The following is a 15,586-nucleotide window of genomic DNA, read 5'->3' as shown; positions in this document are numbered from 1 at the left end:
TTTATCGAAGTCTCTGTTTAGTATATGCTCTTGGCGGACTATTGTGAGCGCGGAGACTGAATCTGCCTGATATGTTTGATTCTCGCATCGCCGCGGACAACCGAAGCCGCCCCTGCATGAAAGACAGAAGAGGATGAGACCCCTTGAATTTTGACGTTGCGAACATGAATGACCGGAACCTCGTGGCAAAATGCGCTTTGCACCCCTGTTTCCGGAATCGGTGTCACGGCCTGCTGCTGAAAGATCGGGTAATCCTTGCTGTGAAATGAGCCTTCATTATTGTAAAACGTAGACAGCGAGCGTTGTACAGCAAGTACTTTTATGCTCATATCGATTTCGTTTGTGTCGCCAACTTGAAACACACTTGCTATTGCGAGAGAGTTAAATTTAATCGTTCTGATGCGGGATATACGCTTAAGCATTATGCCGGCGACAGCGGAGCAAACGGTCCGATAATAAGAGATTCAGGCGGAGTGTCGAAAATTGAAGAGAGATAGATCGCTTCAGTGTCTCCGATGTGAAAAATAGAGGAGCTGGACACACCGTTCATTCGGATATCCCCGACCTCCAGATTACGGTTGACAACTGTGAAAATCATGCTTGCTCATCTCCTTTCATTTCGGATGGAATATGTTCCAGAAAATGTTCTACAGCACGGATCACGTCCCGCTTCACATGCTCAGCGATATGTTCCGCATATTGTTTAGGCGGTGTCTGTTCTTCTTTTTTGATATGGGACATATAATAGTGAATCCGGCTGTCCATTTGTTTTCTGATGTCTTCAATGACATGATGCCTGTTTGTATCGTCAAGCCTGCTGTCATATTGGTTTTCAAGCTGCTCCAAAACATCTGGAATTTCTTCGGTTAAGAACATGTCGACATTTTGTCGGATCTGCTGCATGAGCTGGGCGCTCTCTTCCTGCTGCATCATCCCGATTTCAGGTGTTGTTTGGCTGACTTCGAAATTTTGGACACTGTTCGGGTCTGTCGGATTTAAGCCGATATTCAGTGTCCCGTCGAGCCGTTCAATTTTCAGCTGGTCAAATTTATACTCCACACGCTCAATGGTTGTGGCCGGCCGCTGTTTCATCGAATTCATTTCAGTTTGAATCTCTTTCAGCTGACGTTCGAGCTGCTGAATATGAAGCGCCTGCTGCTGAACGAAGGAGTTCAAGTTTTGCAAATAAGAGGAAACAGATTGATCATACATGGTCTTTCACCTCTTTCATATGATTAACGGCCAGGAGGCTGGAGCGGGACCAATGCACCTGTATCGGGTCCCTGCGACTCGACTGGCTGCCCCAAGGCGGTTACCTCTGGCGCGGGTTCTGCGTAGCTTCCCGTGTTATACAAGTTTGACAAAGATTTGATTGATCCGGCGCTTCCGATTTGCAGAATAGAGGAGTTGCTGATGGATTCCAGCCGAAGATAGTTAATTTGAATGGTTTGATTCACATAGAAATTCATGGGCCTCACTCCTTTACGCATTCCCTGCGATCGGCTGATCAACTGCATCGTTGTCATACACATTCGTCGCGTTTTTGTAATTCGTCACTTTGAGGCTGTCACCGGTATTAAAACTGCCCGCACCGGCAAACGTTCTGACCTGTGCCTGAGGAGAAATCGTAATACAGTCCCCGATGTGAACGACTCCGCTCGTACCAATCGCATTAATTTTAAACGCTCCGACAATGGCCGGCATACGAGCACATCCTTTGTTGAAAAATTGAAAAAAGGCGGGTAAAGTAAAAATACAATTTGATTTCAATTGGGCTATTCACGATAGCTTATGACAAACGCGCATATGTGTGAGGGAAATTTAAAGGGGACATATCAGCTTTTCATGCAAACGATTAAATTTTTTCAGCCGATATGTTTAATTGTTTGATAAGCCGGGTAATGTATAAACCGAGCGGAATTGCGGCGATGGATGCCGCTATCCGCCTGCGTGATTTTTCAGTTTCTTTGGTGTTTTTGCGTGTAGGAAATGCTTTTTGGAGTATGTCGTGCTGCGGTAACCGATTTTTTGGGCGGACACATTCTCGCCCTGAGGTATCTCTCAGAAGTGCTGAGCAAAAAGCGGAGTTACATATGGTGAATTCAATGTTATAGAAAATGATTCACATACGGGAGTTTTCAGGATATCCCCCAAAAACCATTTCTTTTTTAATTCGGGTGTTCAAAAGACTGTCCAGCTCTTGGCTGCATTGAATCGTTTCCTTTGAGTTCATGCCGTATTTTTGTGCTGTTTCAATTAGTGTGATTCTCATTTCTTCAATTTTACTATTCATTACCCTATCTCCAATTCTAGAATTTATTTTGATCAAAACAGGATATCGTTAGTATAACCCATTTTTGCTGAAAAGGTTGCCTTTCGTCAATTTGACTAAAAAAGCGACAATTTTTTTGCGGCCTTTTTTCATGCAAGGAAGGACTATAGTCTTGCTAAGTATGCTTGCAAAAGGTCCTGCCGTTCCTCAATTTCTCTAAGTATGTTTGTCTGCTCCTTTTCGAATTGAAAGGGGCTTTTTTTTATAAACGGATCATCATCAGCTTTTTGACAAATGTCAAGTTGCCATTCGCTGATGAAAGGAGACAATCGTTCAATGGTAAACGACCGGTCCAGCACGTTTTTCATTAATGTGTGATATTGCGACCGGAAAGCGGGAATGGAAAGCAGCCTTGACGCAAGCGTCCGTCCTTTAGTCAGCAGAGGATCTTCGTCAGCTATTCCGTGTGCGGCAAGCGATCGTGTCTCTGTCGGGGAAACGTGAAGCCGGCCGGATTCGTTTAAACAAAATGTGTAATAAAAACATTGACGGGTGCAGGCGCTGCCGATCAGCCACAAAAAAAACAATTTGATATCCAGATACATTTTAATGCGTTCAGCTAATTCGGCATCTTCCGCTGTACGAATCAGCGTGAAAAATTCGTGTGAAAACGCGGAAGGTTCATCTTTAAAAACGGACAGCGGAACCCGCGGATCGGCAGTCTTTACTCGATAAGCTTTCTTATCGGCTAGCTGATGGTTCTTGATGTTCAAATAAATGCCTTCGGGCTGGCCATTGATGGTCAGAAAGCTGTATGAGGCAGCGGGAGCAGGAACACCGATCTCGCCAAAAAGACAATAAGCGAGCCTGCGCCGCATCAGGGACGGATCACCCTGTTCCGCATTCAAAAAAAGTGTGCTTTCACCTAGCGGAGCCTTTTCCCAGCTGATTTCATAGGATGTCTTTTCCGCTCTGTCACGCTGTGTGAGAAGAATGGGAGAAACTGATAAGTCTGTCACCAGAAGCCCCTTGGCAGTTCCTTTTTTCTTAAGCTGATGCCGATGAAAAAATAAATGTACGCTCTCCATCTTTTTTCCTCCTCCTCAAAACGACATTTGTATGATATGTACTGCAAGCCCGTCCTGAAACGAAATGAAAACGGTCGTGATAAAAAGGGATTTCAGCATTCGACAGAGAATACATGAAGAAGCAGTCTGATTTAAAAGATGATGGAGGAATAACATGAAATTTGCGACAGGGGAACTTTACAACCGAAAGTTTGTCGGCCTGATCATTGATGATGAGAAAATCATGGATTTGCAAAAGGCTGAGAAGAAACTGTTTGAACTTGAGACGATTCCGGGATCGCTGATTGAATGTATCGCAGAAGGGGATAAATTCGTTACGCATGCGAGGCAGCTGGCCGAGTGGGCAAAGAAACCGAATGATGAGCTGGGATCATTTATGTATTCATTATCTGAGGTGAAGCTCCATGCACCGATTCCTAGGCCATCAAAAAATATCATCTGCATCGGCAAAAACTATAGGGATCACGCGATTGAAATGGGAAGCGAGGCCGACATTCCGGAACATCCGATGGTATTTACAAAATCGCCGGTTACAGTTATAGGGCATGGTGATATCGTAAACAGCCATGAAGGGGTCACCTCTCAGCTTGATTATGAAGGAGAGCTTGCTGTCGTCATCGGAAAAAGCGGCAACCGTATATCAAAAGAAGACGCATATGACCATATTTTCGGATATACGATTGTGAATGATATCACGGCGCGTGATCTGCAAAAAAGGCATAAGCAGTTTTTTATCGGAAAAAGTCTGGATACAACATGTCCAATGGGGCCTGTGCTTGTACATAAATCATCAATTCAGGAGCCTGAGCGCCTCAAGGTTGAAACGAGAGTCAACGGTGAGCTGCGCCAATCCGGTTCGGCAAGCGATATGATCTTTTCCATTCCGGAGTTAATTGAAACCCTCTCGAAGGGGATGACGCTTGAAGCGGGAGACATCATTGCCACCGGTACGCCGTCTGGCGTCGGAAAGGGATTTGCGCCGCCGAAATTCTTGCGGTCAGGTGACAAAATCGACATTACGATTGATCCGATCGGAACGCTGTCAAACCCAATCGGCTGAACCAAACAGAAGGGCGGACGCGGACCCGCCTTTTTTTCTGAGATTCATCTTTGTGGCAGAGGACAAGTTCATGGTACTATAAGTGGGGTAATTTATCTGATAGGGGGGAACCTGTATGACACACTTACATATTACGACATGGGTGGTAGCGCTGATTCTGCTTTTCGTCAGCTACTCGCTGTATGCGTCAAGAAGTGCGAAGGGCGCAAAAATCACTCATATGATTCTGCGGTTATTCTATATCTTAATTATTTTGACCGGAGCTTGGCTGTTTGTCGATTTCGCCAACTGGAACGGAGAATACGCCGGCAAAATGATTCTTGGCATTATCACTATCGGCCTGATGGAAATGCTCCTCATCCGCAAGAAAAAAGAAAAATCAACCGGAGGCCTATGGATCGGCTTCGTCATTGTCCTTGTGCTGACAGTGCTGCTCGGTCTGCATTTGCCAATCGGCTTTCACTTATTTTAATAGAAACAGTGCGAACCCGGCTCTATGGATGGAGTCGGGTTTTTTTGTGTGATTTATCCCTTATATTCCAAATCATTTAAAATAACCTTAAAATTCCCTATAAGCGGTATCTCGTCCTATGAAATTATGATACCTTCAAGAAGATTCATTATTTTACAGGAGGGATATCATGAAACGCAGAAAATTCAGCTCGTTGGTGGCGGCAGTGCTCATTTTTGCACTGATCTTCAGCCTTTTTTCTCCGGGAACCAAAGCGGCGGCCAGCGCGATCGATCAGGCGGCTGCTCTGGAAAACGGCAAAGAACAGACAGGCACCATGAAGGAACCGGAACAGGTGAAATGGTACAAAGTGACTCCGGGAAAAGCGGATATTCAGAAAAACTCACATATGGCACTGACCGTAAAGAGTGATTCAGTATTGAATGTATCTGTATATCCAAGTATGGAAAAAGCGCTTAAAGATGAAACGTTTGAAATGTATCGTTCTTACACGGCGGAGGATGGAAAAAGCGAAGTGATTTTTCCGTACGCGTGGAGCGGCCCCTACTATGTAAAAGTTGAATACCTCGGGGAAGAAGAACCAGAGGACGGCGGAACGGCGGAAGCAGCCGCGGAAGCCAAGTATACGATTGGGTATAAAGGCACGAAAAAGCAACCGTCAGATTTAGAACAGGAAGAAGCTTGTCCGGTAGAAATGAGTGTCGATCAGAAAAAATCGGGAAAAAGCATCCTGGACAAGCTGAGAGCGATTCGCGATGACCAGTTAAACCAAACAGCAGAAGGCAAAGAACTGACAAGCCTTTATTACAAAGCGGCACCGTTTATTGTGGCAAAGCTCGCATTCAATAAAACAGCGAGAAATGAAATCTATCAGGATCTTGTGACATTAAAGCCGTTGTTTGATGATGTGTCAGAAAACGGTGCATCATCTTCATATCAGATAACTGAAAAGGATCAAAAAGCGATCAATCGGCTATACGAGAATGCTTTACAATCCGTCCCGTCTTTCCTTAAAAAGGAGATAAAGAAACAGGCGGAACGATTCAATATCGAGCAGCTGCAAGGCAAAACAGCTGGAGCGATTTTAACTGAAAATAAACTTGCGGCAAAAAGTGAAGTTCAGAAAACAAAGGTCATTTTCAAGGTGAAGAACAATAAAAGCCTCTCATCCGTACATAATGAAATGAAGGGCTTTTCTGCAAGCGCGCAATCGAAAAAAGACATTTCCAATGTGAAAAAGGCAAAGAAACTGTTTGACAATCTTTATTCATTTGAGCTTCCGAAAGACGAAAAACAGAACGGCACATATACGGCAAGCGCAAAACGGGTCAAAAGCGCTGCTGCGACATTATCCAAGATGTCTAACGTAGAGTTTGCGGAACCTGTGCAGGAATACAAAAGCCTGTCAAACGATATTCAATATCCTTACCAATGGCCGCTTAAAAACAACGGTGAAAACGGCGGTGTTAAAAACGCGGATGTGAAATACGAGCCTGCCAGCTCCCTGCTGTCCAAACGCAAGCTGAACGATACATTCATTGCGGTCGTAGACACAGGTGTGGACAGCACACTTGCCGATTTAAAAGGAAAAGTAAGAACAGATCTCGGACGCAATTTTGTCGGACGGAATAACAACGCAATGGACGATCAGGGGCATGGGACGCACGTCGCCGGCATTATCGCCGCTCAAAGCGATAATGGCTATTCAATGACTGGTTTAAACGCCAAAGCGAAAATCATCCCGGTAAAAGTGCTTGATTCCACAGGAGCCGGAGATACTGAACAAATTGCCCTTGGCATCAAATATGCTGCTGACAAAGGGGCAAAGGTGATTAATTTAAGTTTAGGCGGAGGCTACAGCCGCGTACTTGAATTTGCTTTGAAATACGCGGCTGACAAAAATGTCCTGATTGCCGCAGCCAGCGGAAATGACGGAGCCAATTCCTTATCTTATCCCGCTTCTTCTAAATATGTGATGTCAGTCGGAGCAACGAACCGCATGGATGTGACCGCAGATTTCTCTAACTATGGAAAAGGTCTTGATATCTCCGCGCCAGGGTCTGATATCCCGAGCTTAGTGCCGAACGGAAATGTCACGTACATGAGCGGAACGTCTATGGCGACACCGTATGCTGCCGCTGCTGCAGGCTTGCTGTTTGCACAAAACCCTAAGCTGAAAAGAACAGAAGCAGAGGATATTTTGAAAAAGACGGCGGATGATATTTCGTTTGAAAGTGTCGATGGCGAAGAAGAAGAATTGTATGACGATTATGGTGATCCGATTGACATTCCGAAGATCCCCGGAGTTGACTGGCACTCAGGCTACGGGCGGCTGAATGTCATGAAGGCTGTCAGCGCAGTTGATGTACAGCTCAAAGTCAACAAGCTTGAAAGCACACAAACAGCCGTCAGAGGAAGCGCGAAGGAAGGCACGCTTATCGAAGTGATGAGCGGCAAGAAAAAACTCGGCAGCGCCAAAGCCGGAAAAAATGGTGCATTTAAGGTCACTATCCCAACTCAAAAACAAGATCAAATACTGTATGTAAAAGCAGCAAAAGGCGATGCGAAAACGTCGTATAAAATTGTCGTTGTCAAAGGAAAACCTTCAGGCACACCGAAAGTAAACGCAGTGAAAACGAAAGATACGGCAGTGAAAGGAAAGGCGAACAGCAAAGCAATGATCAGAGTGAAAAACAAATCAAAGAAAGTCATCGCTTCTGCCAAAGCTGACGCGAAAGGAACGTTCACGGTGAAAATCAAAAAACAAAAAGCCGGAACGGTGCTGTACGTCACGGCTGCTGATACAGACAAAAAAGAAAGCAAGAATGTAAAAGTCGTCGTTGAAAAATAACCAAAAAGCGGTGCTCGCTGCACCGCTTTTTTTATTTGCGCCCCCGCTGGACCGCTGAATACATAATGGATCGCTTTCCGTTTGATGCCGTCCATTCGAACCGGTCTCCTGTCCCTTCGCTGCTATAGTGATGCTGCATCGCGCATTGGGCGGTGTCGTTTGAAAAGTGATAAAAAGAAACACCCTGCTCCTCCGATGTATTCGTAAAGACTCCTTTATTATAAGAAAACACGCAATCGAATACCGATAAGCCAAAGCTGTGCAAATGCTGTAAAAATGCGAGAAAGGTTTCGTCATCAAGCGAATCCAAAAGCGTCATGAGCGGGCGCTTGACTGATTTCTCATAGCGGATGCGTTCTCCGCCTGAAAGGGAGATGTTTTCTTCACCGCATGCCAGAATTGATTTATCCTGAAAGCCGGCCGGTTCCCACTTTCCTTTATGATGGAGCCAGATTGGGCTGTGATGCAGACTGTCTGCCAGCAGTATATCGCCTTCTCCGTTTTCGATTAAACAGATTCCATCTTCGATGAGGATGGTGCCGTATTCCCATTTTCGTTCCTCTTTATATAATAATTGCTTCCGTTTCATGCATGCTGTCTCCTTTTTCTTCTTTCCTCTCCTTTCTTTCCAATTCAAGCCTGTCCCATACAACTCTTTTGTGGACAAATCAACTATCTGCCTATAGATGCATAAACTTACTAAGGTGCTGAAAGAAACGAAATTGTGACGAAAGAAACGGGATTGGAGCTGATATCACATGTGTGGAATTACGGGTTGGGTCGATTTTAAAAAGCAGCTCGTCCAGGAAAAACAAACGATCAACAGAATGACAGACACTCTTTCCAAACGGGGGCCTGATGATTCTAACGTTTGGGGGGAGCACCATGTTTTATTCGGACATAAAAGGCTTGCGGTCGTTGATATCGAAGGCGGGCGCCAGCCGATGGCATGCACCTATAAAGGAGATACGTACACCATTATTTACAATGGCGAGCTGTATAACACGGAAGATCTGCGCAAAGAATTGCGGGCGCGGGGCCATCAGTTCGAGCGAACGTCAGATACCGAGGTGCTGCTGCACAGCTACATTGAATGGCAGGAAGACTGTGTAGACCATCTCAATGGCATATTCGCTTTTGCTGTGTGGGATGAAAAGCGTGAACTGCTGTTTGCCGCGAGAGACCGTCTCGGCGTGAAGCCGTTTTTTTATACGGAGCAGGGGTCTTCTTTTCTCTTCGGGTCAGAAATCAAAGCGATTCTCGCACACCCTCATATAAAAGCCCGAGTGGACAGAACAGGACTTTCTGAAATTTTCGGACTTGGACCGTCCAGAACCCCGGGTACTGGCGTATTTAAAGGCGTGAAAGAAGTCCGGCCGGCTCACGCGCTGACGTTTTCCAAAGACGGGCTGAACATTTGGCGTTATTGGAATGTTGAAAGCGAAAAACATACGGACAGTTTTGATGACACGGTTGCCAATGTCAGGTCGTTGTTTCAGGATGCGGTGACGCGGCAGCTTGTATCGGATGTGCCGGTTTGTACGTTCCTATCAGGCGGACTGGATTCAAGCGCCATTACAGCGGTTGCGGCAGGCCATTTTGAAAAGGAAGGAAAAGCCCCGCTTCATACTTATTCGATTGATTACGAAGAGAATGATAAATTTTTTCAAGCAAGCGCTTTTCAGCCTAATGACGATGGGCCTTGGATTGAAAAAATGACAGATGCCTTCAGCACAACGCACCACAAATGCGTCATCAGCCAAAAGGATCTCGTCGATCATTTAGAGGAAGCCGTATTGGTTAAAGACTTGCCGGGAATGGCTGATGTCGACTCATCCCTGTTGTGGTTTTGCCGGGAAATCAAAAAGGACTTTGTCGTCAGCCTGTCGGGAGAGTGCGCGGATGAGATTTTCGGAGGGTATCCGTGGTTCCATACAGCAGACGTTGAGTCGGGATTTCCGTGGATGAGATCGACAGAGGAGCGGATCAAGCTGCTATCTGAATCATGGCAGAAAAAATTGAATCTAAAAGAATACGTAAATGCCAAATACGAAGAAACCTTGGCGGAAACACCATTATTAGACGGAGAAACGGGTGTGGACAAAGCAAGAAGACAGTTATTCTATTTAAATATGCTTTGGTTTATGACGAACCTTTTGGATCGGAAGGACCGCATGAGCATGGGAGCGAGCCTTGAAGTGCGGGTGCCGTTCGCCGATCACCGGCTCGTGGAATATGTTTGGAATATCCCATGGGAAACGAAAATGCATGACAACCGGGAAAAAGGCATTTTGCGCAAAGCGCTAGAGGGCATTTTGCCTGATGACATTCTGTATCGCAAAAAAAGCCCGTATCCGAAAACACACCACCCTGAATATACAAAAGGCGTCAGCGAATGGCTGAAAACGATCAGAAGCCAAAAGGACTCCGTGCTCCATACCCTGCTGGACAGAAAACAATTGGATCAGCTCTTAGAAACGGAAGGCTCCTCCTTCAAGGTTCCGTGGTTCGGACAGCTCATGAAGGGGCCTCAGCTGATCGCCCACCTTGCCCAAATTCATACGTGGTTTGAAGCGTATCGCATTGATATTGATGAGGGATAAAGATATTTAACATTATGATCTAGAAGGTATATATATAAACAAAAAAGGATAGGTGAGCAGAAAATATGCTCTACTTATCCTTTTTTTGTACTGCAGAACCAATTTCGACTTGTTGTTGCACGAAAGCCCCCGTTACTTCAATAGTTCAATTTTCTCCCAATGAAATTAGCTGATATAGGGCTTAATTTTAATTCCCTAGCCCATACAGAAAGTTGGCCAATATGGTGAATTTCGTGAGCAATGATATGGTGTAATATATCATCTCTCGTATATAAAACCTCTTTATCCCAAGGAACGCTTACAAGTTCATCTTTTATTTCATCTGAATTTGTTTCTAAAAAGTCAATAATGTCAGTTCGGAAACTAATTGAAAGGGATTGAACCTTCTCTAGTGTATGATAATCAGCGAACTGAACAACGATATCTTCTTTCCCTTGGATAGCACGAACCCAACTATATTCCACGTCAATAATATGAAAAAGGATATATAAAATACTTCCTACCCCACCAAGATGGTTTTTCAGTAACTCTTCAGTGGATAGTTGATGACACCAAGTAAACCATTCATCTCTTACCTGCCAGTTATACTCAAAAAATTTTATCACTTAAATCACTCCAATAATAGGATACATCAAATAACAATTATCCTTTTTCCCTTACATTCCTCCTTTTATTGAAGTAACCTGCCTGTGACATGAAAGGCAAGTTTAGCTGTCATCATAAAAACATACACTCACTTATCTTTTACAAAGTGGGAATCGGCTTTTTCTTCATATACAATTGGGAGAAAACATAATAGACTTGAAGAAGCAGTGATACATAGGAGTGAAAAGAAATGAAAGAGATAAAAGAAGCCTATCAGCAGTGCGGGCAGATCGTCAGCGCCCGCGAACCAGCCTGCTACAAAGCATTCTCGTTTCTGCCGCTGAAGCAAAGACAGGCCGCTTGGGCGGTCATGGCGTTTTGCCATACGGCGGCCAGTGCGGATGAGAAGGCGTTATTTGCCATGGAAGCTGAGGCGGAACAGGTTTTTTCCGGGACATATAACGGAAATGATTATTTATGGAAGGCTTTCGGCCATACGTATCAGACCTTTACATTGGACAGCGGGCTGTTCCGTGAGTTCATTGCCGGACAGAAAGCGGAAGATAAACCGTTCGAAAGCCTTGATGAACTGCTCATGCACGCATATCAGACGGGTGGTGCGGCCGGATTGATGCTGCTGCCGATACTGACACGCCGAAACCAAGATCAGCTCAAACAAGCAGCCGTCTCTCTCGGCTTGGCTATACAGCTGATTCAAATCTTAAGAGATATCGGCACGGATCAACAGCAAAAAAGCCGCATCCCTCGGCAGGTGATGCAGCAATTTGGATATACAGAGGACGATCTTCAGAAGGGCGTCGTCAATAAGCCGTTCACCATGACATGGGAGTATATCGCTTTTGAAGCGGAAGCCTACCTTGAAGAGTGCCAGGATGCCTTGTCGCTATTCCCAATGTATTCGCAAAAAACGGTGAAAGCCGCTCTTCATTTGTACCGTGCTGTTTTAGAAAAAATCCGGTCGGAGCAATACGATGTCTTTCAACATCAATACACTGTCACAGAGAACGAAGCGTTCTGATATCTAAAAAACACCCGGCCTTGAACCGGGTGTTACGCCATGCCTTTTTGAATCCAGATACGTGAGCGCCATCTTCTGTACATTAAGATTCCCCGGACCCATTCGTCCGCGATAAAGGAAATCCAAATGCCGGCAAGACCGAAACCGAGGTGGATGCCGAATAGATAGGCAAGCGGGAGCCCGATGCCCCACATCGAAATCATTGCCATGTAGACAGGGAACTTCGCATCGCCAGCCGCCCGCAGGGAGTTGATAATGACGACGTTAAATGAACGGCCCGGTTCAAGAATAATCGTCATCGCAATCAATAAGCTTGCAGTCGCGATAATATCAGGGCTTTGTGTAAAGATGCCGATGAGATCCTTGGAAAAGATCGTCATTAAAACAGACGTTGCCGCCGCAATTCCGAGGGCCCAGTATAGGCTCTTCATACAGCGTTCATAAGCGGCGTCAAACTGTTTGCCGCCGATATAGCGGCCGATTAAAATTTGTGTGCCTTGGCTGATCGCGGTGCCGAACAGCAAAATAAACATCGTAATATTTTGCGTGTACACTTTAGTTGTCAAAGCCTGCGCGCCCATGATGGCGATAAAATAAGTGACAATCATTTGCGACAGGTTATATGAAAGCTGTTCTCCCGCAGAAGGGATGCCGATTTTCAGCAGCTTGCGCAGATGCTCTTTATGCATATGAAAGACTTTTTTCAACGACAATTTCAGCTGAATGCGTTTGTTGACAATGACAATCATCGCGATTAATCCGATGACGCGGGCGATAGATGTAGATATCGCCACACCGGCAACGCCGAGAACAGGAAAGCCGAACAGGCCGAAAATCACAATAAAGTTTCCAGCAATGTTTAAAAGGTTCATGCCGATTGTGACAAACATTGTATCTTTTGTGTAGCCGTAGCTTTTTAAGATCGCGCTGAACGTCATAATTAAAGCCTGAATAAAGGACAGACCTCCGACAACTTGTAAAAAAACTTTCGCATCAGGCATCAGTTCGTTTGATAATCCCATCATATGAAGGAGAGGGACCGCCGCGAAAAAGACGAGGGCGCTGATGGCAAGGCTGATGAAGAAGTTGGCGCCGATTGACACATAAGCGACTTCCATGGCTTCTTTCTTTTGCCGTGACCCTAAAAATTGTGAAATGATAACGGTCGTTCCTGTTGCGATAAAGCTGAACATCACGATAATTAAATTCAAAATCTGGTTGCTGACGCCGACTGCTGCCACGCTGTTATCTGAGTATTGGCTGAGCATCAGTGTATCGGCATTACCCATAAACATATATAATGAGACCTCGATAAAGATCGGCCAAGTAAGCGAAAATAATGAGAACGATTTGTCAGCGGGTTTTTTCAAAGCAGTTGATTTGAAGACAGCTTGTTTCATTGTGTCTAACCCCTTTCGTAAATAAAATCAACGTTTTAAAGTGTACCTCCATTTTCCTATAATAAAAAGGGAGAGAAACGATACTTCTTGCAAAAATCCGACTTAAAAAGGAGGATGATCAAAATGCCCCGCATCCAGTTTACAGTCCCGCCATTTCCGGTATTTATCGCAGCCGGAGAAGGGGTTTTTAAAAAGGGAGAAACCCATGTGAAACGAGTATTCTCTGTGTTTGACCTGATATACGTCAAGCAGGGAACGTTATATATTACGGAAAATGAAAAATCGTTCTCAGTTGAAGGGGGCGAGTACATCTTGCTTTCTCCCGGTCTTGAACACTATGGGACGAAGGGCAGTGATGAAGCAGCCTCCTATTATTGGCTTCACTTTGATGAACATCGGTATAAATTTACGGCAAAGGGAGGCAGCAATTGGTCTGAGCTTCAGCAGGAAAAAGGGAGCTTCGAGGAGCCGGCCCGCTACGGACTGGCTTTGCCGAGAAAAGGCAAGGTGCAGCGCCCGCAGTTTATGGCGCAGCAGTTTGAAAGGCTGATCGATTACTCCGCGGAAAACTCCGATTTGCCGCTTAGAAAACAAATCTTATTTGAAGAGCTGATGCTGCATCTTCAAAAAGAGGCGTTTCAAATTCCGTCTGCGAAAGAGCGGGTTGCCTGGGAGGCGGCCCGGTACTTACAGGAGCATTATAAAGAAAAGACAACAATCAAGGATCTATCGCTCGCCCTTCACTATCATCAGGATTATGTGAGCCGCTGCATGCAGCAGGTGCTTGGCGTTACGCCTGCACAATACACGAACCGGGTGAGAATGACGGAAGCGAAGCGACTTTTATCCTCTACAAACGATAAAATGGGCGTTATTGCGGAAACGATCGGAATGGAAGACCCGACATACTTTTCAAAACTCTTTAAGCAGATAGAAGGCATTTCACCAATTGAATACCGGAAAATTGTCAGCAGGAAAGTTCAATAACCAGACGAGGGATGAATATGAAAACAACAATCTACGATGTGGCAAGGGCGGCGGGTGTCTCGATCACAACTGTGTCGCGTGTGATTAACAATACCGGCAGAATCAGTGACAAAACGCGGCAGAAGGTGATAACTATCATGAAAGAAATGGCGTACACGCCCAATGTCCACGCCTCGGCGTTAACGGGAAAACGAACGAATATGATCGCTCTTGTGACGCCTGATATTTCAAATCCTTTTTACGGCGAACTTGCCAAAAGCATTGAGGAAAGGGCGGGTGAGCTCGGTTTTCAAATGATGATTTGCAGCACCGATTACGATTCGAAAAAAGAAACAAAATATTTTTCTGTCCTGAAGCAGAAAAAGGTGGACGGCATTATTTTTGCGACAGGGATTGAGAATCATGACAGCATGTCTGCTTTGGAGGAAATCGCCAGCGAACAAATCCCGCTTGCCATGATTTCTCAGGATAAGCCGCTGCTCCCGATGGATATTGTCGTGGTGGATGACATTCGCGGCGGGTACGAGGCTGCCAAGCATCTTCTGTCACTCGGCCATACGAACATCGCCTGCATTGTTGGAGACGGGTCAACGACGGGTGAAAAAAACAGAATCAAAGGCTTTCGCCAGGCGATGGAGGAGGCGAACGCGCCTGTCGATGAATCGCTTATCGTCCCGACGCGATTTTCTTTGGAAAGCGGCAAGGAAGAAGCGGGAAAATTGCTGGACAGGAACGCCCCGACGGCTATTTTTGCCTTCAACGACGTACTGGCCTGTGCCGCCATACAAGCTGCGAGGATAAGAGGCATAAAAGTGCCGGACGACCTTTCGATTATCGGTTTTGATAACACGATACTTGCAGAAATGGCGGCCCCGCCCCTGACGACCGTGGCCCAGCCGATTAAAGATATGGGGCGGAGCGTCACCGAACTGCTGGCCGAAGCCATCGAAGGAAAACGAAAGACGAAACAAAAAATCGTGCTGCCGCCTGAGCTTGTGGTCAGACATTCCACATCACCGCTCAAAACTTGAGCCCGCTAATGAGCGGGTTTTTTCATGTTGACAGTTGAAGCCAAAAAACATATTGCGTGCAGGGAAAAGACATTGTAAAATGAAACCATCTTTTGAGAAAGCGCTTGCGCAACGTGTTAAAGCGGATTGGAGCGCTGTTTTTTAGCTGTTGATAGAAAGCGCTTTCTTAAGGCGGTTCCAAAATGCGATAAAGGAGAG

Annotated in this window: 16 protein-coding genes and 1 pseudogene; 7 read left to right on the top strand and 10 right to left on the bottom strand. The window is 45.5% G+C overall.

What is annotated here, in order from left to right; translation table 11 throughout:
- Positions 1–38 precede the first annotated feature (38 nt).
- The 7 genes from V6D44_RS04145 to V6D44_RS04115 all read right to left on the bottom strand — a co-directional run bounded on the left by V6D44_RS04145 (position 39) and on the right by V6D44_RS04115 (position 3,360).
- Positions 39–422 (bottom strand): spore germination protein GerPE, encoded by a 384-nt coding sequence (locus tag V6D44_RS04145; RefSeq protein ID WP_333516281.1) that lies wholly within the window; start codon positions 420–422, stop codon positions 39–41.
- Positions 422–598: a spore gernimation protein GerPD gene (locus V6D44_RS04140; RefSeq protein ID WP_087993641.1), complete on the bottom strand. Its 177-nt coding sequence runs from the start codon at positions 596–598 to the stop codon at positions 422–424. Before V6D44_RS04140 ends, V6D44_RS04145 begins: the two co-directional genes overlap by 1 nt.
- Positions 595–1,212: a spore germination protein GerPC gene (locus V6D44_RS04135; protein WP_087993640.1), complete on the bottom strand. Its 618-nt coding sequence runs from the start codon at positions 1,210–1,212 to the stop codon at positions 595–597. Before V6D44_RS04135 ends, V6D44_RS04140 begins: the two co-directional genes overlap by 4 nt.
- Positions 1,213–1,235: 23 nt before the next feature.
- Positions 1,236–1,469 (bottom strand): spore germination protein GerPB, encoded by a 234-nt coding sequence (locus V6D44_RS04130; protein ID WP_141113432.1) that lies wholly within the window; start codon positions 1,467–1,469, stop codon positions 1,236–1,238.
- A 13-nt stretch (positions 1,470–1,482) separates the two neighbouring features.
- Positions 1,483–1,704, bottom strand: coding sequence for a spore germination protein (locus V6D44_RS04125; protein WP_087993638.1), 222 nt, complete (start codon positions 1,702–1,704; stop codon positions 1,483–1,485).
- Positions 1,705–2,122: 418 nt separating this feature from the next.
- Positions 2,123–2,293 (bottom strand): aspartyl-phosphate phosphatase Spo0E family protein, encoded by a 171-nt coding sequence (locus tag V6D44_RS04120; RefSeq protein WP_087993637.1) that lies wholly within the window; start codon positions 2,291–2,293, stop codon positions 2,123–2,125.
- Positions 2,294–2,436: 143 nt separating this feature from the next.
- Complete coding sequence (locus tag V6D44_RS04115; RefSeq protein WP_333516280.1) at positions 2,437–3,360, bottom strand: CotH kinase family protein; 924 nt, start codon at positions 3,358–3,360, stop codon at positions 2,437–2,439.
- A 154-nt stretch (positions 3,361–3,514) separates the two neighbouring features.
- Between V6D44_RS04115 and V6D44_RS04110 the strand changes: the two genes are divergently transcribed.
- From V6D44_RS04110 to V6D44_RS04100, 3 genes are all read left to right on the top strand, one after another.
- Complete coding sequence (locus V6D44_RS04110; protein ID WP_087993635.1) at positions 3,515–4,420, top strand: fumarylacetoacetate hydrolase family protein; 906 nt, start codon at positions 3,515–3,517, stop codon at positions 4,418–4,420.
- Positions 4,421–4,535: 115 nt separating this feature from the next.
- Positions 4,536–4,892 carry a YisL family protein gene (locus tag V6D44_RS04105; protein WP_087993634.1) on the top strand — a complete coding sequence of 119 codons (357 nt, stop codon included), beginning with the start codon at positions 4,536–4,538 and terminating at the stop codon, positions 4,890–4,892.
- A 169-nt stretch (positions 4,893–5,061) separates the two neighbouring features.
- Positions 5,062–7,743 (top strand): S8 family peptidase, encoded by a 2,682-nt coding sequence (locus V6D44_RS04100; RefSeq protein ID WP_202328472.1) that lies wholly within the window; start codon positions 5,062–5,064, stop codon positions 7,741–7,743.
- A gap of 31 nt (positions 7,744–7,774) precedes the next feature.
- Here the strand turns inward: V6D44_RS04100 and V6D44_RS04095 are convergent, their stop codons facing one another.
- Positions 7,775–8,332: a DUF2777 domain-containing protein gene (locus V6D44_RS04095; RefSeq protein WP_087993632.1), complete on the bottom strand. Its 558-nt coding sequence runs from the start codon at positions 8,330–8,332 to the stop codon at positions 7,775–7,777.
- Between the two features lie 169 nt (positions 8,333–8,501).
- Between V6D44_RS04095 and asnB the strand changes: the two genes are divergently transcribed.
- Positions 8,502–10,346: an asparagine synthase (glutamine-hydrolyzing) gene (gene asnB, locus V6D44_RS04090; protein ID WP_087993631.1), complete on the top strand. Its 1,845-nt coding sequence runs from the start codon at positions 8,502–8,504 to the stop codon at positions 10,344–10,346.
- A 137-nt stretch (positions 10,347–10,483) separates the two neighbouring features.
- Here the strand turns inward: asnB and V6D44_RS04085 are convergent, their stop codons facing one another.
- Positions 10,484–10,951, bottom strand: a complete 468-nt coding sequence (locus V6D44_RS04085; protein ID WP_333516279.1) for a DinB family protein — start codon at positions 10,949–10,951, stop codon at positions 10,484–10,486.
- A 207-nt stretch (positions 10,952–11,158) separates the two neighbouring features.
- Here V6D44_RS04085 and V6D44_RS04080 point away from each other — a divergent pair.
- Positions 11,159–11,970: pseudogene (locus V6D44_RS04080) on the top strand (phytoene/squalene synthase family protein).
- A 32-nt stretch (positions 11,971–12,002) separates the two neighbouring features.
- Here the strand turns inward: V6D44_RS04080 and V6D44_RS04075 are convergent.
- Positions 12,003–13,370 (bottom strand): MATE family efflux transporter, encoded by a 1,368-nt coding sequence (locus V6D44_RS04075; RefSeq protein ID WP_087993628.1) that lies wholly within the window; start codon positions 13,368–13,370, stop codon positions 12,003–12,005.
- Positions 13,371–13,493: 123 nt separating this feature from the next.
- Between V6D44_RS04075 and V6D44_RS04070 the strand changes: the two genes are divergently transcribed.
- A complete protein-coding gene (locus V6D44_RS04070) occupies positions 13,494–14,357 on the top strand; it encodes an AraC family transcriptional regulator (RefSeq protein WP_202328469.1) in 864 nt (287 codons plus the stop codon).
- Between the two features lie 17 nt (positions 14,358–14,374).
- Positions 14,375–15,388: a LacI family DNA-binding transcriptional regulator gene (locus tag V6D44_RS04065; RefSeq protein ID WP_202328468.1), complete on the top strand. Its 1,014-nt coding sequence runs from the start codon at positions 14,375–14,377 to the stop codon at positions 15,386–15,388.
- Positions 15,389–15,586 lie beyond the last annotated feature (198 nt).

Source organism: Bacillus sp. 0209A (genome assembly GCF_036765095.1).
Taxonomy (GTDB): domain Bacteria; phylum Bacillota; class Bacilli; order Bacillales; family Bacillaceae; genus Bacillus; species Bacillus subtilis_G.
Note: the sequence above shows the minus strand (reverse complement) of the source record. Positions and strands in the feature narration are given on the sequence as shown.

Coding starts and splice junctions, on each gene's coding strand:
- V6D44_RS04115 (WP_333516280.1), bottom strand. CDS start 3,360: ATGGAGAGCGTACATTTATTTTTTCATCGGCATCAGCTTAAGAAAAAA.
- V6D44_RS04065 (WP_202328468.1), top strand. CDS start 14,375: ATGAAAACAACAATCTACGATGTGGCAAGGGCGGCGGGTGTCTCGATC.
- V6D44_RS04075 (WP_087993628.1), bottom strand. CDS start 13,370: ATGAAACAAGCTGTCTTCAAATCAACTGCTTTGAAAAAACCCGCTGAC.
- V6D44_RS04125 (WP_087993638.1), bottom strand. CDS start 1,704: ATGCCGGCCATTGTCGGAGCGTTTAAAATTAATGCGATTGGTACGAGC.
- V6D44_RS04145 (WP_333516281.1), bottom strand. CDS start 422: ATGCTTAAGCGTATATCCCGCATCAGAACGATTAAATTTAACTCTCTC.
- V6D44_RS04130 (WP_141113432.1), bottom strand. CDS start 1,469: ATGAATTTCTATGTGAATCAAACCATTCAAATTAACTATCTTCGGCTG.
- V6D44_RS04095 (WP_087993632.1), bottom strand. CDS start 8,332: ATGAAACGGAAGCAATTATTATATAAAGAGGAACGAAAATGGGAATAC.
- asnB (WP_087993631.1), top strand. CDS start 8,502: ATGTGTGGAATTACGGGTTGGGTCGATTTTAAAAAGCAGCTCGTCCAG.
- V6D44_RS04135 (WP_087993640.1), bottom strand. CDS start 1,212: ATGTATGATCAATCTGTTTCCTCTTATTTGCAAAACTTGAACTCCTTC.
- V6D44_RS04110 (WP_087993635.1), top strand. CDS start 3,515: ATGAAATTTGCGACAGGGGAACTTTACAACCGAAAGTTTGTCGGCCTG.
- V6D44_RS04070 (WP_202328469.1), top strand. CDS start 13,494: ATGCCCCGCATCCAGTTTACAGTCCCGCCATTTCCGGTATTTATCGCA.
- V6D44_RS04120 (WP_087993637.1), bottom strand. CDS start 2,293: ATGAATAGTAAAATTGAAGAAATGAGAATCACACTAATTGAAACAGCA.
- V6D44_RS04100 (WP_202328472.1), top strand. CDS start 5,062: ATGAAACGCAGAAAATTCAGCTCGTTGGTGGCGGCAGTGCTCATTTTT.
- V6D44_RS04140 (WP_087993641.1), bottom strand. CDS start 598: ATGATTTTCACAGTTGTCAACCGTAATCTGGAGGTCGGGGATATCCGA.
- V6D44_RS04105 (WP_087993634.1), top strand. CDS start 4,536: ATGACACACTTACATATTACGACATGGGTGGTAGCGCTGATTCTGCTT.